The sequence below is a fragment of the Pseudomonas fluorescens genome (assembly GCF_001307275.1).
Taxonomy (GTDB): domain Bacteria; phylum Pseudomonadota; class Gammaproteobacteria; order Pseudomonadales; family Pseudomonadaceae; genus Aquipseudomonas; species Aquipseudomonas fluorescens_AA.
The window spans coordinates 1,220,210-1,239,747 of sequence record NZ_CP012831.1 but is presented as its reverse complement, the minus strand read 5'-3'; the positions used below and the strand labels follow the sequence as shown (position 1 = coordinate 1,239,747).

General features: G+C 63.4%; 20 protein-coding genes. 5 read left to right on the top strand and 15 right to left on the bottom strand.

Annotation, left to right across the window (positions count from 1 at the left end; translation table 11 throughout):
• Positions 1–35: 35 nt before the first annotated feature.
• The 10 genes from pdeM to AO356_RS05490 all read right to left on the bottom strand — a co-directional run bounded on the left by pdeM (position 36) and on the right by AO356_RS05490 (position 13,325).
• Positions 36–692, bottom strand: coding sequence for a ligase-associated DNA damage response endonuclease PdeM (gene pdeM / locus AO356_RS05535; RefSeq protein ID WP_060738930.1), 657 nt, complete (start codon positions 690–692; stop codon positions 36–38).
• A complete protein-coding gene (locus AO356_RS05530) occupies positions 692–3,178 on the bottom strand; it encodes a ligase-associated DNA damage response DEXH box helicase (RefSeq protein ID WP_060738929.1) in 2,487 nt (828 codons plus the stop codon). The genes pdeM and AO356_RS05530 overlap by 1 nt, the downstream gene beginning before the upstream one ends.
• A gap of 220 nt (positions 3,179–3,398) precedes the next feature.
• Entirely contained in the window at positions 3,399–4,163 is a 765-nt protein-coding gene (locus AO356_RS05525; protein ID WP_060738928.1) for an ABC transporter ATP-binding protein, read from the bottom strand.
• Positions 4,164–4,176: 13 nt separating this feature from the next.
• Positions 4,177–5,295: a succinylglutamate desuccinylase/aspartoacylase family protein gene (locus AO356_RS05520; RefSeq protein WP_060738927.1), complete on the bottom strand. Its 1,119-nt coding sequence runs from the start codon at positions 5,293–5,295 to the stop codon at positions 4,177–4,179.
• Between the two features lie 27 nt (positions 5,296–5,322).
• Positions 5,323–6,033, bottom strand: coding sequence for an ABC transporter permease (locus tag AO356_RS05515; protein WP_060738926.1), 711 nt, complete (start codon positions 6,031–6,033; stop codon positions 5,323–5,325).
• Complete coding sequence (locus tag AO356_RS05510; RefSeq protein ID WP_060743074.1) at positions 6,030–6,758, bottom strand: ABC transporter permease; 729 nt, start codon at positions 6,756–6,758, stop codon at positions 6,030–6,032. Before AO356_RS05510 ends, AO356_RS05515 begins: the two co-directional genes overlap by 4 nt.
• 57 nt (positions 6,759–6,815) lie before the next feature.
• Positions 6,816–7,598 carry a transporter substrate-binding domain-containing protein gene (locus AO356_RS05505; RefSeq protein WP_060738925.1) on the bottom strand — a complete coding sequence of 261 codons (783 nt, stop codon included), beginning with the start codon at positions 7,596–7,598 and terminating at the stop codon, positions 6,816–6,818.
• A 325-nt stretch (positions 7,599–7,923) separates the two neighbouring features.
• Positions 7,924–9,612 (bottom strand): ATP-dependent DNA ligase, encoded by a 1,689-nt coding sequence (locus tag AO356_RS05500; protein WP_060738924.1) that lies wholly within the window; start codon positions 9,610–9,612, stop codon positions 7,924–7,926.
• Positions 9,609–10,640, bottom strand: a complete 1,032-nt coding sequence (locus tag AO356_RS05495; RefSeq protein WP_060738923.1) for a ligase-associated DNA damage response exonuclease — start codon at positions 10,638–10,640, stop codon at positions 9,609–9,611. Before AO356_RS05495 ends, AO356_RS05500 begins: the two co-directional genes overlap by 4 nt.
• A 234-nt stretch (positions 10,641–10,874) precedes the next feature.
• The gene (locus AO356_RS05490; RefSeq protein WP_060738922.1) at positions 10,875–13,325 is read right to left on the bottom strand and encodes a penicillin acylase family protein; all 2,451 of its coding nucleotides are present in this window, start codon (positions 13,323–13,325) and stop codon (positions 10,875–10,877) included.
• A gap of 207 nt (positions 13,326–13,532) precedes the next feature.
• On the opposite strand from AO356_RS05490, the gene AO356_RS05485 reads away from it, so the two are divergent.
• Positions 13,533–14,090: a cysteine hydrolase family protein gene (locus tag AO356_RS05485; RefSeq protein ID WP_060738921.1), complete on the top strand. Its 558-nt coding sequence runs from the start codon at positions 13,533–13,535 to the stop codon at positions 14,088–14,090.
• 133 nt (positions 14,091–14,223) lie between these two features.
• On the opposite strand, the gene AO356_RS05480 is transcribed toward AO356_RS05485, so the two are convergent.
• From AO356_RS05480 to AO356_RS05465, 4 genes are all read right to left on the bottom strand, one after another.
• On the bottom strand, positions 14,224–14,427 hold the full coding sequence (locus tag AO356_RS05480; protein ID WP_003198420.1) for an SEC-C metal-binding domain-containing protein: 204 nt from the start codon (positions 14,425–14,427) through the stop codon (positions 14,224–14,226).
• Positions 14,428–14,432: 5 nt separating this feature from the next.
• Complete coding sequence (locus AO356_RS05475; protein WP_060738920.1) at positions 14,433–14,918, bottom strand: LEA type 2 family protein; 486 nt, start codon at positions 14,916–14,918, stop codon at positions 14,433–14,435.
• A 70-nt stretch (positions 14,919–14,988) separates the two neighbouring features.
• Entirely contained in the window at positions 14,989–15,477 is a 489-nt protein-coding gene (locus tag AO356_RS05470) for a YchJ family protein (protein ID WP_060738919.1), read from the bottom strand.
• Between the two features lie 2 nt (positions 15,478–15,479).
• Positions 15,480–15,977 (bottom strand): DUF6231 family protein, encoded by a 498-nt coding sequence (locus AO356_RS05465; protein ID WP_060738918.1) that lies wholly within the window; start codon positions 15,975–15,977, stop codon positions 15,480–15,482.
• A 192-nt stretch (positions 15,978–16,169) separates the two neighbouring features.
• Here AO356_RS05465 and AO356_RS05460 point away from each other — a divergent pair, with 192 nt between their 5' ends.
• The 4 genes from AO356_RS05460 (at position 16,170) to AO356_RS05445 (ending at position 18,851) form a co-directional block, all read left to right on the top strand.
• Complete coding sequence (locus AO356_RS05460) at positions 16,170–16,865, top strand: OmpA family protein (RefSeq protein WP_060738917.1); 696 nt, start codon at positions 16,170–16,172, stop codon at positions 16,863–16,865.
• A gap of 90 nt (positions 16,866–16,955) precedes the next feature.
• Positions 16,956–17,681 (top strand): OmpA family protein, encoded by a 726-nt coding sequence (locus AO356_RS05455; protein ID WP_060738916.1) that lies wholly within the window; start codon positions 16,956–16,958, stop codon positions 17,679–17,681.
• A 146-nt stretch (positions 17,682–17,827) separates the two neighbouring features.
• Positions 17,828–18,100, top strand: coding sequence for a DUF1145 domain-containing protein (locus AO356_RS05450; RefSeq protein WP_060738915.1), 273 nt, complete (start codon positions 17,828–17,830; stop codon positions 18,098–18,100).
• The gene (locus AO356_RS05445; RefSeq protein ID WP_060738914.1) at positions 18,093–18,851 is read left to right on the top strand and encodes a hypothetical protein; all 759 of its coding nucleotides are present in this window, start codon (positions 18,093–18,095) and stop codon (positions 18,849–18,851) included. Before AO356_RS05450 ends, AO356_RS05445 begins: the two co-directional genes overlap by 8 nt.
• A gap of 125 nt (positions 18,852–18,976) precedes the next feature.
• Here AO356_RS05445 and AO356_RS05440 read toward each other — a convergent pair whose 3' ends face one another.
• Positions 18,977–19,441 carry a CopD family protein gene (locus AO356_RS05440; RefSeq protein WP_060738913.1) on the bottom strand — a complete coding sequence of 155 codons (465 nt, stop codon included), beginning with the start codon at positions 19,439–19,441 and terminating at the stop codon, positions 18,977–18,979.
• Positions 19,442–19,538 lie beyond the last annotated feature (97 nt).

The window sequence follows — 19,538 nt, the reverse complement described above, 5'->3', positions numbered from 1 at the left end:
GAGGCGATGGCCCGCCAGCGGTAGCGCAGAGCGCTTCAGTTGACGGGCCATATTTCGTTATCGCCGATGACAAAAATCCTGCAGTCGCTGTCTTGCTCGACTCGATAACCGCCCGTGAACGCGCCAAAGGCCGGCAGCAGGCTGATCTCGCTGCCCAGCCGGAAGCAAGCCAGGCGCAGGCGTTGCCGGCCCTTGCCGCTCAGGTGGTAGACCGGGTGCACGTGGCCGGCCAGCACATGGCGGCTGGGATGGGGGGTAGGCTCGTGTTGCACGGCGAAAGGGCCCAGTAGCAACGGCTCCGGTACGACGCGAATGTTCAGCGCTGGAGGTGGGTCGCCGGCGCGTTTGTCGTGGTTGCCACGAATCAGCGTCATGGCCAGGTGCGGATGTCGCTCACGCCAATCGGAAAGTGCCTTCAAGGTGCCGGGCGCGTGAGAACCGGGGCCGTGGAGAAAATCTCCGAGAAAGATCAACTGTCGACACGCCAGGCTGGCGAGTAATGCATCCAGCACCGCGATGTTGCTGGCGGTGGTGCCGTGGGGCACCGGTTGCCCGAGGCGGCGATAAGCGGCGGCCTTGCCGAAATGAACGTCGGCCACCATCAAGGTTTCCTGGGCGGGCCAATACAAGGCTTTTTCCGCAAGCAACCAGAGTGCTTCGCCGGCCAGGCTGACGGGATACGGCGCTGGCATCAGGCGTCACCCCGATCGGCAGTCTTTTCCAGCTCACTGACCATCCGCCGGATGCGGTCGGCGAGTTTTTCCGAGCTCATGCTTTCCCGGAACCGCTCCACCAGCAGCGGGAACCCGAGTGGGGTGGGGCGTTTGATCATGTGCAGGTCCAGCTTCAGGGTATTGAGGCGTTGCAAGGTCTGCTCCAGTCGACGGATATCCAATTCGTCACGCAAGACTTCCTCCCCGGCCTGGGCCAGCAACAGATTGTCGGCGTCGTATTGTTTGAACACCTGGAAGAACAATCCGCTGGAGGCCTGGACTTGCCGGGTGCTTTTCGGCGCACCGGGGTAGCCGGCGAACACCAGCCCGGCGATTCGGGCGATTTCACGAAAGCGCCGCAGGGCCAGTTCCCCGGCATTCAGGCTCGCCAGCACGTCGGCCAGCAGGTGATCGACGCTCAGCAGGCTCGGGGTCAGGCAGTGCGACCAATCCACTGCCGTGGCGCTGAGCAGTTCCAGGCCGTAGTCATTGACCGCGATGGAAAACGTCAGCGGCTGTTGCCGACTGACGCGCCAGGCCAGCAGGCTGGCCAGGCCCAGATGCACCTGGCGCCCGGCAAACGGGTACAGGAACAGATGCCAGCCTTCCCGGGACTTGAGGGCTTCGGCCAGCAAGGTGTGCTGCGTGGGCAAACCGGACCAGCGTTGCTGGGTCAACAGCAGGGGCTGCACGGCTTGCATCTCCGGGCCTTCGAAGCGGCCCGCGGCGGCTTCGCTCAAACGGGCCACGACGGCGGCCGCCAGTTCGCTGGAAAGCGGCATGCGCCCGCCGTTCCAGCGTGGCACAGCGGCCTTCTTGGCCTGGCTGCGTCGCACATAGGCGGTCATGTCTTCGACCCGGACCAATTCCAGCAGTCGCCCGGCGAATAGGAAACCGTCGCCGGGTCGCAGGCGGGCGATGAAGCCTTCCTCGACGCTGCCCAGGGTCTTGCCACCGCCGCCCTTGCTCCAGAACTTCAATTGCAGGCTGGCATCGCTGACGATGGTACCGATGCTCATGCGGTGACGCCGGGCCAGGCGGGCGTCGGGGACGCGCCAGACTCCGTGTTCGTCCGGTTCGACCCGTCGGTAATCGGGGTAGGCGGTCAATGACAGGCCGCCGTGGCGTACAAAGGCCAGGGCCCAGGCCCATTCGGCCGGGTTAAGGTCGCGGTAGGCCCAGGCACCCCGCACCTCCTCGAACAAATCGTCGGGAACGAAGCCGCCGCCCAGGGCCATGCTCACCAGGTGCTGCACCAGGACATCCAGCGGCTTGTGCGGCGATTCGCGAGGTTCGATGCGCCGCTGGGCCACGGCGTCTTGCGCGGCGGCGGCCTCGATCAACTCCAGGCTATGGGTCGGCACCAGCGTCACCCGTGAGGTCCGCCCGGGTGCGTGGCCAGAGCGCCCGGCCCGTTGCATCAGCCGCGCCACCCCTTTGGCCGAGCCGATCTGCAGCACCCGTTCCACCGGCAGGAAGTCCACCCCCAGGTCCAGGCTGGAGGTGCAGACCACCGCTTTGAGCTGGCCATCCTTCAAGGCCTGCTCCACCCAATCCCGGGTGTCACGCGACAGCGAGCTATGGTGCAGGGCGATCAGCCCGGCCCAGTCGGGTCTCGCCTCAAGAAGCGCCTGATACCAGATTTCCGACTGTGCCCGGGTGTTGGTGAAGACCAGGCAACTGCGGCTGGCGTCGATTTCAGCAACGACCTGGGGCAGCATCTTCAGGCCGATGTGCCCAGCCCACGGGAAACGCTCGAGGGCCGGGGGCAGCAGCGTGTCGACCTGCAGCGCCTTGCTGTCGGCCCCCTGCACACTGATCCCGTTGCCTTGCGGGAGCAACACCTGCTCGGCGTGGGCTTGGTTACCGAGGGTTGCGGACACGCCCCAGACAATGAGTCCGGGGTGCCAGTGCCGCAAGCGCGCCAGGGCCAGTTGTAACTGCACACCACGTTTGTTGCCGAGCAATTCGTGCCATTCATCCACGACCACCATGCGCAGGGTCGAAACGGCAGCTTGCGCATCGGCCCGGGCGAGCATCAGGGTCAGGCTTTCGGGCGTGGTGATCAGTGCGGTGGGCAGGCGACGGCCCTGGCGGGCGCGCTCGCTGGCGCTGGTGTCGCCCGTGCGCAGACCGACGCTCCAGGGCACTTGCAGGTCTGCCAGGGGCGCTTCGAGGGCTTTGCCGGTGTCGGCCGCCAATGCGCGCATCGGCGTGATCCACAGGACGGTCAGCGGTTCGGCCGGCGGCTTGCGTTTGCGCGGTTTGTCCGGCGGCGGTGCCGAGCGGGCGAACCGGTTGAGGGCGGCAAACCACACGGCATAGGTCTTGCCGGCACCGGTGCTGGCGTGCAACAGCCCGGACTCCCCCCGCTTGACCGCGGCCCATACCTGCTTCTGAAAGGCAAACGGCTTCCAGCCGCGGGCGCCGAACCACTGGTTTGCGAAATTGTTGGATGTCGCCATGCCTGCCGCGTGCGCCCTGGAAGTCCTTCTTCAGTGACCACGGCGGGATATGAAAGGTTTTATGCCCAAGGGGATCGTCTGGCTGGAAGGCTCTTGTGGCGAGGGAGCTTGCTCCCGCTGGGCTGCGAAGCGGCCCCCTGGTTCTGACTGACACACCGCAGGGGGCCGCTTCGCGCCCCAGCGGGAGCAAGCTCCCTCGCCACGGGGCTTGCCAGGGAGTTTATTTCAAGTTGCCACTGAGAAACTGCTTGAGCCGTTCGCTCTTGGGGTTGCCCAGTACGTCTTCCGGCGCGCCTTCTTCTTCCACCAGGCCCTGGTGCAGGAACAGCACCTGGTTCGAGACTTTACGGGCGAAGCTCATTTCGTGGGTCACCATGATCATGGTCCGGCCCTCTTCGGCCAGGCCCTGGATCACCTTCAGCACTTCGCCCACCAGCTCCGGGTCCAGGGCCGACGTGGGTTCGTCGAACAGCATCACCTCCGGCTCCATCGCCAGCGCACGGGCAATGGCCACGCGCTGTTGCTGGCCGCCGGAGAGAAATGCCGGGTACTGCTCGGCAACCCGTGCGGGCAGGCCGACCTTGTCGAGATAACGACGCGCACGGTCGTCGGCTTCCTGCTTGCTCACCCCCAACACCCGGCGCGGCGCCATGGTGATGTTTTCCAGCACGGTCATGTGGCTCCACAGGTTGAAATGCTGGAACACCATGGCCAGGCGCGTGCGGATGCGTTGCAGTTCGTCGGCGTCGGCCACGTGCATGCCGTGGCGGTCCTTGATCATCTGGACCGGCTGGCCGTCCAGGGTCATGGCGCCGTCATTGGGTTGTTCCAGGAAGTTGATACAGCGCAGAAAGGTACTTTTGCCCGAGCCGCTGGCGCCGATCAGGCTGATGACGTCGCCGGTCTTGGCCTTGAGCGAAACGCCCTTGAGCACTTCATGTTCGCCATAGCTTTTATGCAGGCCTTCGATGGTCAGTTTGTACATGGAGCATGCATCCTCAAGGCGAAAGTAGGTAGCCGCTGCGGTAGGCTTCGGTGCCGGCGACATGGGCGATCACCATGCCGGCGGTGGCCATGCGGCGCAGCGAACGGGCGTACAGCAGCCCGGCGTTACGGCAATGAACGGGGGTGACGGTGTCGTTGACCGGGTCGATGACTTCCGCGATCAGTTGCCCCGCCTCCAGGTATTCGCCGGGCAGGGCGCTGTACACCAGCAACCCGCCCACGGGCGTCGCCACCGGCTCGACCGCGGCCAGCGGCGTGGCCGGGTAGGGCAGTTCGGGCATGGGCATCGGTTCGCCGTCGATGGCGCCGAAGCGGATCAGGTATTCGATCAAGGCCTGGCAGTCGAGGCTCGCCAGGCCATGGTTGACGTCACCCTGGCCACGCAACTCCACGGTCACGGAAAAGCTGCCCAGGGGAATCTCGAAGCGTTCGCCGAAGCGTTCCTTGAGTTGCCACCAGAGCAGGGTGAAGCATTCGTCGAACGACTGGCCGCCCGAATCGGTCGCCAGCAGGCTGGCTTCGGCACCGATGTAGCGGGCCAGCGGCTCGACCTGCGGCCAGGCTTCGGGCGTGGTGTAGAGGTGGGCCACGGCTTCGAAGTCGCAATGCAGGTCCAGCACCATGTCAGCGTCGCAGGCCAGCCGTTGCAGGGCCAGGCGCAGGGATTGCAATTGCGTGCCAGGGGTCTGCCCGGCGAGGGCATCGCGCAGGCTGGTGCGGATCAGCATCAGGTTGTGCTGCGGATCGTCGGTGAGCAGCTCTTCGATTTCATTGCCGATTTCTTCGCTCAGGTCGACGAAGCGGCGGTTGAAGTTCTGCCCGCTTTCGGTTTCGTAGCGCCCCAGGGGCACGTCCATCAGCACTTGTTCGAGGCCGATGGGGTTGGCGACCGGCACCAGCACGATCTCGTGGCGCAGGTGGCCCGACGCCTCGAGCTCGGCCAGGCGTTGCTTGAGGTGCCAGGCGACCAGCATGCCCGGCAGTTCATCGGCGTGCAGGGACGACTGGATATAGATTTTGCCGACGGCTTTTTCCGGGCCGAAGTGGAAGCTGTGGATTTTGCGTGCGGTCCCCGGTACCGGGGCCAGCAGGTCATGGATCTGGTGGCGCATGTGCGTGTGTGTCCTGGAACAAAAGCCCTAGTGGGTCGGCCCGAGGAAGGCCAGCCAGCGGCGTTCGGCGAGGCGGAAGAGGCCCACCAGCGCAAAGGTGACGGTCAGGTAGATCAACGCGGCGATCCCGAACGACTGGAACGTCAGGAACGTGGCCGAGTTGGCATCCCGGGCGACTTTCAGCACGTCTGGAACGGTAGCGGTGAACGCCACGGTCGTCGAGTGCAGCATCAAGATGACTTCGTTGCTGTAGTACGGCAGCGAGCGACGCAGCGCCGACGGCATGATCACGTAGGCGTACAGTTTCCAGCCAGTCAGGCCGTAGGCCTTGGCCGCTTCCACTTCGCCATGGTTCATGCTGCGAATCGCCCCGGCGAAAATTTCCGTGGTGTAGGCGCAGGTGTTCAGGGCGAAGGCCAGGATCGTGCAGTTCATCGCGTCGCGAAAGAAACTGTCGAGCATGGGCTGGGCGCGCACCGCCGCGATGCTGTAGATGCCGGTATAGCAGATCAGCAACTGGATGTAGAGCGGCGTGCCCCGGAACAGGTAGGTGTAGAACTGCACGGGCCAGCGTACGTAGAACTTGGGCGAAACCCGGGCGATGGACAGCGGGATCGACACCACGAAGCCGATCAGCAGCGAGGCGCTGAGCAGCCACAGGGTCATGGCCAGGCCGGTGATGTTGACGCCGTCGCTGTACAGGAACGGCCGCCAGTATTCTTGCAGGAGTTCGATCATCGCACCGCCTCCCGGGCTCCGGCGGCGTAGCGGCGTTCAAGCCAGCGCAGGATGAAATTGGACGCGCTGGTGATCAGCAGATAGATCAATGCCGCCAGCACCAGGAAGTAGAACAGCTGGTAGGTGCTCTTGCCCGCATCCTGGGCCGCCTTGACCAGGTCGGCGAGGCCGATGATCGACACCAGCGCGGTGGCCTTGAGCATCACCATCCAGTTGTTGCCGATACCCGGCAGGGCAAAGCGCATCATTTGCGGGAACACCACGAAGCGAAACCGTTGGCCACGCTTGAGGCCATAGGCCGTGGCGGCTTCGACCTGGCCCCGGGGGACCGCGAGGATCGCGCCGCGAAAGGTTTCGGTGAAGTACGCGCCATAGATGAAGCCCAGGGTGATCACCCCGGCGCCGAATGGGTCGATCTCGATGTATTCCCATTCCATGAAGTCGGTGAACGAGGTCAGCCAGGTTTGCAGGCTGTAGAAGATCAGCAGCATCAGCACCAGGTCTGGCACGCCGCGGATCAGCGTGGTGTAGAGCTGGGCAGGGATTCGCAGCAGTTTGACGCGGGACAGCTTGGCACTGGCGCCCAGCAGGCCGAGCAAGACGCTCAACAACAAGGACAGGGCCGACAGCTTGATGGTCATCCAGGTGCCTTGCATCAGCAGCGGGCCGAAGCCCTGCAGGCTGAAGGCGGAGAGCCCCAGATTTTGTAGGAGTTGTTCGAACATGAAAGAGGCCTTTGGCAGGAAAAAAGCGCCCATCCGAGACCGGATGGGCGCCGCGCATTATTTGCCGCTGTACAGATTCAGATCGCCAAAGTGTTTTTTCTGGATTTCGGCGTACTTGCCGTCGTCGTGTAACGCTTTGATACCTTTATCCAAAAGGGCCTTCAGCTCACTGTTACCTTTCTTGATACCGATGGCGGTCTTGGCGGGCAGCAGTTCGCTGTCCACCGGCTTGCTGACTTCATAGCCTTCGCCTTTTGGCGACTTCAGGAAACCCAGCTCAGCCTGGAGCATGTCCTGGATCGCTGCGTCGAGGCGGCCGGAGGTCAGGTCAGCATAAACCTGGTCCTGGTTCTGATAGGCCTGGGTCTTGACGCCGGCCTTGTCCAGCACGGCCTTGGCGTAGGCTTCCTGGATGGTGCCTTGCTCGTAGCCGATGGTCTTGCCTTTGAGCGAGGCAACGTCTTCGCTCAGGCCCGAGCCCTTCTTGAAGACATAGGCCGTTGGGCCGGAAAACAGCTCGCTGGAGAAGTCGATGACTTTTTCCCGGGCCGGGGTCACGGTCATGGAGGAGATCACGCCGTCGAATTTATTGGCCTTCAGGCCCGGGATCATGCCGTCGAAATCGCTTTCGACCCATTTGCATTTGACCTTCAGCTCCGCACAGATCGCATTGCCCAGGTCGATGTCGAAACCGACCAGGCTGCCGTCGGCGGCCTTGGACTCGAACGGGGCGTAGGAAGGGTCGACACCAAAACGCAGTTCCTTGTATTCCTTGGCTGTGGCGACGCCAGCGGCCATGCACAACGCCAGTGCAGAAAGGGTCAGCAGTGCTTTTTTCATTATTGAGTCCCTAAAACCAATTTGAGCGCTTGTGGCGCATAAGATTGTTACCGGTGAAGGTCTGAACGGTATGACGGCATAAAGGTAGCAATTTCCGAACCATAGTGCCGAACAAGTGTTTTAAAAGCATATGCGGCAGATGGTGGAACGCGGTGGTGCGCGGGGAAGATCGTACAACAAAAAGGTGCCCCAGGATGGGGCGGGCATGATAGGTCTTTGTGGGAGCAAGGCTTGCCCGCGATCAAAGGTGATGCGGTCTACCGGAAAACGAGGTGCCTGCTTCGCGAGCAAGCTTTGCTCCCACAGAGTGTTCGCCACCGAGGTGCTACTTCAACATATCCTGCAGCGTCGCCAATGTGTCGGCTTCATCGACGCCCTTGTCCTGGCGCCAGCGCAGCATCCGAGGAAACCGTACGGCGATCCCACTCTTGTGGCGCTTGGACAAGGCGATGCCTTCGAAGCCCAGTTCGAACACCAGGGTGGGGGTGACGCTGCTCACCGGGCCGAACTTCTCAACGGTGGTCTTGCGCACGATGCTGTCGACCTGGCGCATTTCTGCATCGGTCAGCCCTGAATAGGCCTTGGCGAATGGCACCAGGGTGCGCTCGCGAGTGTCTGGCGGGTTGTCCCACACGGCGAAGGTGTAGTCGCTGTAGAGGCTGGCGCGTCGGCCGTGGCCGCGCTGGGCGTAGATCAGCACCGCGTCGACGCTGAACGGGTCGATCTTCCATTTCCACCACACGCCCATGTCCTTGGTGCGACCGACGCCGTACAGCGCGTCGCGGGCCTTGAGCATCATGCCCTCGACACCGAGGCTGCGAGAGGCTTCGCGCTGCCGGGCGAGGTCGAGCCAGTCCTGCCCGGTTATGATCGGCGAGGGCAATAGCACCGGGCTGTGGATACGGCCGATCAGTGCTTCCAATTGTTCGCGGCGCTCGGCCTGGGGGCGGCTGCGCCAATCCTCGCCCTGCCATTCCAACAGGTCGTAGGCCATTACCACCACGGGGGCGTCGTCGAGGATTTTCTTGCCCAGGGTCTTGCGACCGATGCGCTGCTGCAACAGGGCGAAGGGTTGCACCGCCGGCTGCAACGGTGCGTCCGGGTCGAAGGCGTCCTCGGTGACCGACTGGGGGGCTTTCCAGACCACAATTTCACCGTCGATCACCGTGCCGTCAGGCAACGCCTGGGCCAGTGAATGCAATTCCGGAAATCGTTCAGTGACCAAGTCCTCGCCTCGCGACCAGACCCACAAATGGCCGTCGCGCTTGATCACCTGGGCGCGGATGCCGTCCCATTTCCATTCCACCTGCCAGTCGCTGGCCGGCCCCAGCAGCGCGTCGAATTGCTCCACTGGCGCAGACAACGCATGGGCCAGGAAAAACGGATAAGGTTGGCCGCCGCGCTGGGCATGTTCATCGTCGGACTCGGCCGCGATCAGCTTGAGGTAGCTGGCGGCCGTGGGACGATGGGACAGGTCGGTGTAGCCCACCAGACGTTGGGCCACCCGTTTGCTGTCCAGCCCGGCCATGGTCGCCAGGGCCCGGGTCACCAGCAGTTTGGATACGCCCACCCGGAAACTGCCGGTGATGAGTTTGATGCAAAGCATCAGGCTCGGCCGGTCGAGCTGCGCCCACAGCGCCGGAAGCCGTTCTGTCAGGACGTCGGGCGACTCACCGCGCAACGGCAGCAGTTTCTCTTCGATCCACAGCGCCAGGCCTTCATCGGAGCTGTGGGGCGATTCGGGTAATACCAGCGAAATGGTTTCGGCCAGGTCGCCCACGGCCTGATAACTTTCTTCGAACAGCCAGAGCGACAACCCGGATACCCGGACCGCCAACTCCCGCAGGATTTTTACCGGCACCAGTTGCCGTGGACGCCCACCGGAAAGGAAATACACGGCCCACGCCGCATCCTGGGGCGGGGCTTTGCTGAAATAGTCCTGCATGGCGGTGAGCTTGGCATTGCTGGAGGTGGTGGCGTCCAGTTCGGCGTACAACTCGGCGAAGGCTTTCATGGCGCCTCCTCACCGCTGTCGGTGGCCGTAGCGAGGTCTTCGTCGTCGTCGCCGTATTCGGTGGTGAACCCTTGGGCATCGAGGCCTTGCTCGCACAAGTGGCGCACCAGTACGGCGACTGACCCGTGGGTGACCATCACCCGTTCGGCGCCGGTCTGTTCGATGGCCCAGAGCAGGCCAGGCCAGTCGGCGTGGTCGGACAGCACGAAACCCCGGTCCACGCCGCGCCGCCGACGTGTACCGCGCAGGCGCATCCAGCCGCTGGCGAAGGCGTCGCTGTAGTCGCCGAAGCGGCGCATCCAGCTGCTGCCTCCGGCAGAGGGCGGGGCGATGACCAGCGCCTGGCCCATGATCGGGTCGTTCTTCTGGATATCGCCGACATAGATCGTTGGCGGGAGATGAACCCCGGCCTCGCGGTAGACCCGGTTCAGCGGTTCCACCGCGCCATGGGCCAGGATCGGGCCGAGGCTTTCATCGATGCCGTGGAGAATGCGCTGGGCCTTGCCGAAGGAATAGCAGAACAACACGCTGGCCCGGCCGACGGCGATGTTCCCGCGCCACCACTGGTTGATCTCGTCGAAAATCTGCACTTGGGGTTGCCAGCGGTAGATCGGCAGGCCGAAGGTGGATTCCGTGATGAAGGTATGGCATTTCACCGGTTCGAACGGGGTGCAGGTGCCGTCAGGCTCGACTTTGTAATCCCCCGACGCCACCCAGACCTCGCCTTGATGTTCCAGCCGTACCTGGGCCGAGCCCAGCACATGGCCGGCGGGGTGAAAGCTCAAGGTTACGCCATGGTGCGACAGGCGTTCGCCGTAGGGCAGGGTTTGCAGGTTGATGTCCTGGCCCAGGCGTGACCGCAGGATGCCTTCGCCGGGTGCCGCTGCCAGGTAGTGTTGGTTGCCGCTGCGGGCATGGTCGCCGTGGGCGTGGGTGATGACCGAGCGTTCCACCGCCCGCCACGGGTCGATGTAGAAATCCCCGGGCGGGCAGTACAAGCCTTCGGGGCGGGCAATGACAAGATCCATGCAATCACCGGAGCGATGGGCTTGTCAGGTAGAGGCGCGGGTGAGGGGGGAAGTTCTATCGGATTTAGTGGGGGATGGACTGAACCCGTGGCGAGGGAGCTTGCTCCCGCTCGGCTGCGCAGCAGTCGTAAACCGGCTGATGCGGTCTGGCTGTAGACATGCAGGGGGCTGCTTCGCAGCCCAGCGGGAGCAAGCTCCCTCGCCACAAATACTATCTCCAGTCCCGGGCTGCAGTTACTTGCCAGGCACCAACGTCAACCGCGTCTTGCCGTACGCCCGATCGAAGTTTTGCGATTGCAACGGCAGGCTCTGGTACTGCCCCTTGATCCACGGATCGATGCCATTGGCATAGTGCGGGCTGACCGGGTTGCCGGACTGGCCGGCGCCGTCCTGGATCATTAACGGTTCGGGCTGGCCGAAGTCAACGATAAAGCGCATGGCCGGCGCCAGGGTGGTGCTGAAATCCTGGCCCCAGGCGAACGCTGCCGTGTTGAGCGTGGTGGCGTCGCCACCGGCCGGCAGCGGGCCACGTACGATCTGGCCATTGCTGTTCTTCCAGGTGTAGCGATGCAGTTGGCCCCATTGCCAGGCCTTGTGGTCACCGCCCAACTGGCTGTCACCGGCGTTGATGGTGGCGGCCAGGCTGCGGGCGAGGATAACGGCCTTGTCTTCTTTCTGAGGGGTGCGCACATCGTCCCAGAACGGGCTGTCTTCACGCCCCAGCAGATGATCGGCCTGGGCCGAGTAGGACAATTGGCCGTTGGCGACCAGTGCCTGCCACGCCGGGCTGCTGTCCGGGCCCAGCTCGTCGAGGAAAATCTGCTTCATGCTTTCCTGCAGGAACAGCTCATAGATCGCCGCGTCGGCGGAGGTCGGGCTGAGCCGGCCATCGAATGCCATCAAGCGGGTATAGGCCTCGCGAGCCTTGGCCCGGTCAGCCACCGGCAGGGCCTCGATGGCCTGTTTGAGCGGCTGGCTCATGCCCGGCGCTTCGAAGACTTGCTTGAGCTTGGCCGCGAACGTCGTGCTCTGGTCGTATTGCATGGCGGTCAGGCTGCGGGTGTCGTGCTTGCCTGCGCCGGCCAGTTCGGCCATGCGTTCGCCACGCTCCGGCGAAGCCCAGGAATTGGACAGTTGCATGCCGTAGCCATGGGGAATGACCCGTTGGTTGGCCGTGCCGAGCCAGCCTTGGGCCGGGTCTTGATCGTAGGGGTGCAACATCGGGTCGGCGTAACCGTCCCAATCGTAGCGACCTTCCCAGCCCGGCGACGGCAACAGACCCTCGCCTTCACGGCGGTTCGGGTAGCGACCGGTGACTTGCCAGCCGATATGGCTGGCGTCGGCAAAGACCAGGTTCACGGCCATGGCGCGGATTTCCCGGCTGGCGTCGGACGCTTTCTCGACGTTTTGCGCCCGGGACAGGTCGAAGAAGGCGTCCAGGGTCTTGTCGTCGCTGAAGCTCGGTGTCTGCAAGGCCAGGCCAAAGCCGTTGGCCATGGCGGTGCCTTGGGCGCTGTTGAGCAACGGGCCGTGGCGGGTTTCGAACACCGCTTCACGAATCGGCCGCTGGCCTTTGATGAAGTAGGTTTCGTTGCGCACGATCGCCGGTTGCCATTTGCCGTTGACCTCGTAGGACAGACCATTGCCCTGGCGGCGGATTTTTTCCAGGAACAGGTCCTGGTTGTCCCCCAGTACGCTGGTCATGCTCCAGGCCACTTTGCCGTTGAACCCGGCCAGGATCATCGGGATGCCCGCCACGGAAACCCCGGCCGCCTGGTACTTGGGCGCACGGATCTGTACCGGGCTCCACAGCCCGGGCATGCCCAGCGGCCCGTGGCTGTCGCTGGCCAGCAGGCTCTTGCCGCTGCGGCTGCGTTGTGGCGCGATGGCCCAGTTGCTTGAAGACGCAGCACCCAACAGGTTCAGGCCGGCCAATTGGTGGGTGGCCTTGCTGATTTCGTTCAGGCCCGGGATCTGGCCATTGAGGCGCAGGCCCTGGAGCTTGTCGGCCTCGGCCACAGGCAGTTGCTCGTCCGGATAGGACGGGCTCAACCAGGCGAGTTTGTCGGTGGTGACGGTCTGGGCCAGCACCAGGTTGGCGATTTCTTCCGGCAGGTTGGCTGACTGGCTGAAATTCAGCAGGCAGAACATCAGCGCCGAATCTTCCGGTTTCCAGTATTCAGGTTTGTAACCGGTGGCGGCCAGGTCCGACGGCAACTTGTCGCGGTAGCGGAACAGGTAGGCGTTGACGCCACGGGCATAGACTTCGAAGAAGCGCTTGAGCCGCGGCGAAGATGCCTTGTACAGCTCGTCGGCGTTTTTCTTCAGGTTGACGGCGCGCATGTAGCGGTCGACCTCCAGCCGTTCGGCGCCGGACATCTCTGCCAACCGTCCTTGGGCGAGCAGGCGCAGGGTCACCATCTGGGTGATACGGTCGCTGGCGTGGACGTAGCCAAGGGTGAACAAGGCGTCATGGAAGCTGTTGCTTTCGATCAGCGGCATGCCCGTGGCGTTGCGGCGGACCGAGACGTTCTGCGCCAGCCCCTTGAGCGGCTGCACACCGGACGTGGGCGGGACCGTGTCCTGGGCATTCCAGGTCTGGCATCCGCTCAAACCGAGCACACTGGCCACCGCGGCGGCAACACCGAGCCGGGGGATAAAGGAAATAGAGGCTGGCGAGGCCATGGCAAAGCTCCTGCGGGAGGGGGGTGGCACCAATAAAGGCGCTACGTTAGTGAGCAGGCGGGGGGCGCGCAAGCGGGGGCGAGGGTTATTTGTTGATTTGGCGATGAAAGCCCGGGACCGGGTCATCGCTTTTGCTCGAAGGCTTGCCTGTTGGAAGGGGTGATGCTCAAGTGTGGAACATACAAAGACCAAGCAAGAGAAACCGGCATGGATCTACAGAGCGACGCGGCGCTGATCCTCATCGATCAACAAAAAGGCATCCTTCACCCCAGGCTCGGCCCTCGCAACAATCCCGAGGCAGAGCTGCGCATGCTGGAACTGCTGGCTTTCTGGCGACACACGGCGCGCCCGGTGATTCACGTCCACCACCTGTCCCGTTCACCGGACTCGGTGTTCTGGCCGGGGCAGTCGGGGGTGGAGGTCCAGCCACGGTTCGAGCCGAAGGCAGGGGAATGGTTGGTGCAAAAGCAGGTGCCGGATGCGTTCAGTGGCACCCACCTGGAGCAAGACCTGCGCAAAGCCGGAATCAGGCAACTGGTGATCGTCGGTGTGGCGACGCACAACTCGGTGGAGTCCACGGCGCGTACCGCCGGCAACCTGGGATTCGATACCTGGGTGGCCGAGGACGCCTGCTTCACCTTCGACAAGAACGATTACTTCGGCAACGCCCGTTCGGCAGCCGAAGTGCATGCCATGTCCCTGGGCAACTTGCACGGTGAGTATGCGACGGTGGTCGGTGTGAAGCGGATTCTGCAGGCGGGCTGATAGATAGGTGCTGACAGCGCCGGCCTCATCGCGAGCAAGCTCGCTCCCACGCGGGTTCTGCGCAATTTCCCTGTGGGAGCGAGCTTGCTCGCGATGACGGTCTAACAGGCGAAAAGCTTTTTCGCCCAGCCCCTCAAGCCCCGTGGCACTTCTTGAATTTCTTGCCATTGCCACATGGGCAAGGGTCGTTGCGACCGACATCCTTCAGGGCGTTGCGCACTGGTTCCTGGTGGGCGTGGCCGCAGTTCGGGCCGTGGACGTGGCCGTGGTCATGGTCGTGATGATGGTCGTGATCGTGGTTGCAATCAGGGCCGTGGACGTGGGGTTGCTGGGTCATCGGGGTTACTCCGCAATTAAATCGGCGGCGATTATCACGCCATTGCGCTCAAGGTGCACGTAGTGGGCGATGAATAATCCGGTTTCCAGCTCACCTTCCAGGCGATAGGGGATCTGTTCCCGGGGTTTCTCCAGCAGCTTCACCACTTCCCGCACCTGTGGCCACAGGTTGGTGCGCACCGGCACCTTGAAGTAGGCGCTGTGCTTGGGGCGCACGGTGAACCAGTGCTCGTGCTCGCCTTCGGTCAGCAACAGGTCGCCCAGGTGGATGCGGTAGGTCAGGCCGCGAACGGTGAGGTCGCTGTCGCCGGGGTTGTCGACGCGAAAGTGCAGCGTGAACCTCTGTTCCACCAGCCGGGCCCGCACCACCTCGACTTTGACCAGATGCACCTGTGGTTCCGGGGCTTCTTCACCTCGCCAGGATGCACAGCCGCCGAACCCAACGAACAGCAGCAGGCAGGTGATGCGCAGCAAGAATGATGGAGGGGTCATGTCCGTGCCTCTGGTTTATCCCCAGTCTAGCCCTATGGGCCGATGGACGAGTGTCGGACGTTTCCTAAAATCAGCGATTGAAGTAGCCGGCGCAGCACTTCTTGAATTTGTGCCCGCTGCCGCACGGACAGCTGTCGTTGCGTCCGGTCTTGACCGGCACGGTCGGGTCGATGAAGTACCAGCGCCCGTCGTTCTGCACGAACGAGGACTGTTCACGGTGGCTGTGCTCGCCCTGGCCGTCGTGCCAGCGTGCCGTGAACGTGACGAAAGCGTGCTCCGGTTGACCGCCGAACACTTCGCTGCTTTCCACGTCCAGTCCCAACCAGGTGCTGTTGGCGCTCCACTCGCCGATGGACTGGCGGTCGAGGCCTTGCTGCTGGGCGGGCAGGGTAGTGGCGACCAGATAGTCCACCAGGCCCAGCACATAGGCGCTATAGCGCGAGCGCATCAAGGCTTCGGCGCAGGGCGCCGGATGACCGTCGTGGTAGTGGCCGCAGCAGGCCTCCAGTGAGTTGCCACTGCCGCAGGGGCAAATGGGCGAGTGCGAGCTTGTGTTCACGGTTACCACCAGTATTTTCCAAAGTTTTCCGGGTTGGCCCAAAAACGTGAGTTGAGCCAGTCGGGGACCTGTTTGTATTCAAGCAGATCGTAGGTGAACAGGGTCAGCACCTGATCTTCGCGCTGGAATCGCTCACTGGCTTGCAGGGCCAGGGAAAAAAAGTCCGTCTCTTGCCAGCCACAGGCGTTGAGGTCGGCCAGCACGGCGATGCGGCTGGCGTTGAGATTGCGGATGCCGCCCAACAGGTTCAGACCCTCGCGCTTGGGCAAATGCTCCAGGCAATCGAGCGCCAGGGCCAGGTCAAAACGTCGCGCCGCCACGTCCGCCGGCAGCGCGCCGGGGCCGGCGTGGACCACTTCGGTGTCGGGATGGGCCTGCTGGAATGCTTCGAGTGCGGGAAAGCCGCTGGCACCGATCAGCAGCAGTTTTTGCGGGGCGTAACGGTCAAGCACGGCCGCCAGGGCTTGCTGGGGGGTACGCGAAGAAATGGCAACGGTCATCGAAGTTCCTCAGTCAGAACCACCACGATAGCCTGCCCGGACAGCATGGCCTAGAGCGGTTTGTCTCTGAACGTGCGGAAACTTCGCAAACACGGGGCGAAAACCCGCGATTGCTCAGGCTGGCGCAGATACCAAGACGGGTCTTTACTCCCCTGAATCGGCGACAAGCCGATCCCTCAAGGAGAAAACCCGATGAGCATAGTTCGGACAGCGTTACCCCTGGTTCTGCTAACCAGTGTGTTGACTGGTTGCGCAGGTTTGCAGAAAACCGACTGGCCGACCTGTGCGGCCGTCGGCGGTGCGATCGGTGCGGGATTAGGCGCCATAGAAAGCACTTCCTGGGCTGGCGGCGGCGCACTGTACGTTGGCGGCATGGCGGCAGCTTATTGCTGGGTGCACGGCGACGGCGACGAAGACGGCGATGGTGTGCCGGACAGCCGTGACAAGTGCCCGGGCACACCGAAGGGCGTGCAGGTCGATGCCGACGGTTGCCCGCCACCCGCCCCGGCGCCGGTGGTCGAAGAGCCGGTCGTGGTCAAGGAAGAAACCATCGTGATCCGCGACGTGCACTTCGAATTCAACAAAGCCACGCTGACTCCGGCCGACAAAGAGGTACTGAGCACGGTCGCCACCCGGCTGAAACAGGAAACGTCCACCGCGCAACTGCGGGTCACCGGCCACACCGACAGCGTCGGCAGCGATGCCTACAACCAGAAACTGTCGGAGAGACGGGCCAATTCGGTGGTGAAATACCTGGTTGAAAACGGCGTGCCGCAGGCCAGTTTTGTCTCGGTGTCCGGTGCCGGCGAGAGCCAGCCGGTGGCCGATAACAAGACCGCCGATGGCCGCGCGATGAACCGCCGTACGGAAATCAAGATAAACCGCTGAAACCCTTGTCATCCGCGGCTTGTTGAGTTGCGGATGCGGGTCTTTACTCCTGTGTGACCGGTATGGGCCGGTGACACAGGAGCCTTCACCATGAACGTTCTAATCAGGGCCGCCTTACCGGTACTGCTGGCAAGCAGTCTGTTGTCTGGCTGCGCCACTCACAGCGACGGCAGCGCACCCCTCAATCAACGCACCTGGCCAGTCTGTAGCCTGATCGGCGGCCTCGTCGGCGGCGGGTTGGGGGCCATTGAAAGCAGTGGTTGGGCCGCCGGCGGCGCTGCATTGGGGCTGCTGGGCGGTGGCTTGATCTGCTACGCCCAGGATGGCGATGAAGACGACGACGGCGTGTTCGACCGCCGCGACCGTTGTCCCGATACCCCGGCCAATACCCCTGTCGAACATCACGGTTGCCCGCTGCCGCAATACCCGGCCAGTGCGCCACCGGTCGAACCGCAAGCACCGGCGAGCGAGGTCATCACCCTCAACGACGCGGGCAAGGTGCTGTTCGATTTCGACAAATCCGACCTCACCGCAGACGCTCGAAGCCAGCTCGATGGGCTGATGGGCAAACTCAGCCATGCCAATGTCGCCAGCATCCGCGTGGTGGGCCACACCGACAGTGTCGGCACTGATGCCTATAACCAAGGGCTGTCCGAACGTCGGGCCAGCAGCGTCGTGGAGTATTTGCTGACCCAGGGGCTGGCCCCCGGCAAACTCACCAGCGAAGGCAAGGGTGAAAGCGAGCCGGTGGCCGACAATGAGACCGACGAAGGGCGGGCGCAGAACCGTCGGGTTGAATTGCATATCCAGCGCTGAGGCGCGGCCCAGGGCTGCCGGGTCGTCGGGAGGGCGATCCGGTGGGCCAGGGCCCGGGTTAGATTAAATTTACCGGACCCCCTGGCTTATCCTGCGCGCAAGCCGTTACTGTGCGGGCAAAGAATAATGCTCGATCAGGGGGGCGTATGAAGGTGTTTTGGGGGCTGGGGCGCTTGCTGACCCTGCTGTTCTGGCTGGTGGTGCTGGTCAATCTGGTGGTGCCGTTCGTCCATCCGCTGCATCTGCTGGTCAATGTCGCCGGCGGGTTTTTGCTGGTACTCCATTTGCTGGAGCTGCTGGTGTTCCGGGCCAGTTTCCGTGGCCGCCCCGCGCCTGGCCGCGATCGCCTCAGAGTGCTGCTGTTCGGCATCTTCCACCTGCAAACCCTCCCGACCGCGCCAGAGGCTTCCCATGCGTAAATTGTGTCTGCTTGCCGCACTCGTATGCCCATGGGCTTCGGCCCAGGTGCTCCAGGTCGAAGGCCATTCGTTGATGCGCCTGCCCAACACCACCAGCACCCTGACCCTGGAACGACTGGACGTGGCCGATTACGGCACACTGCTGGTGCCTTCCAATGTCACTGAATTGACCATCGACCAGTTGCACCTGGGACGTGAAGCGCGGATCGCCATCGTGCCGGCGCAGCAGGTACTGGAAATGAAAGTGGCCCAGGCTGAATTGGCCGAGGGCAGCCAGATCACTTCCCGCGGTGCACCGGGGACCTATACCAAGGCCGCGCGGCCGGGGCGTGATCTCAACCTGCGTTTCAAGGTGTTGAATGCGCCGTTGTTGTCGGTGGACGCCCGGGGCGGCACCGGTGCACCGGGTTTCGTCGGTCTTGACGGTGCCAATGGCCAGGCGCCGGGTTGCACTTGGGGTTCGGCCGGTCGTGGTGCCGACGGCAGTAACGGCAGCGATGGGCAACCGGGTGCGGCCGGTGCGCTGGTGCGCCTCGAAGTGCCTCGTGAGTATCCCGCCGAACAGATCAAAGTGACGGTGGACGGCGGTGCCGGTGGCGCGGCGGGACACGGCGGCAAACCCGGGGCGGGAGGCAAGGCCAAGGGGTGCCTGGTCTATACCGCCGATGGCGGTAAAAGCGGCCGTCCTGGCGCCGATGGCCAGCCTGGGCCTGCCGGAGCGGCGGGGGCGGTGACGGTGCAGCGGTTCTGACGAAAAATCTGATCTGAACCTGTGGGAGCGAGCTTGCTCGCGATGGCGTTGTGTCAGTCGATCAAGTATTGCCCGACGTGCCGCCATCGCGAGCAAGCTCGCTCCCACAGGGTTTTATGTGATTTTCAGAACATCGGCCGCGCCGCGCCAATCGCCACCACCAGCAACCCGATCAACAGATTGATTCCCACCAACCGCCGGATCTTCCCCAGCACCGCCGCACCCGTCGGCCAGTCCTGTGCCGTCACGGCGTTACGCAATGCGGGCAGTTGCAAGCCCTGGATACGGATAAACAGCGCCGTCATCACCACATACAACCCCATCATCACCTGCACATAACGCGGCGCGGTTTCGAAACCGGCGAAGCGCAGATGGATCAGGCCTACGCCGCTGATCGGCAAAAGTACGACCGCGACCCAGACCCAGACGAAAAAACGCTGAAACACTTCTACCCACAACGTGAGTCGGGCAGGGCCCTCAAGCGCCGTCATTGCGGCGGGGCGCAGGATCATCCAGGCGAAGAACATGCCGCCGACCCAGACCAGGGCCGCCAGTAAATGCAGGGTGTAGACAAGGGCAAAGGGTGTCATTGGGTTACTCCGTTCTGCGCAGGATTCATTAGCGGGGTATGATAGCCGCCGATCCGAACCACTGAAAATTTATCCAGCGTTTTTAGCGCCCGACCAT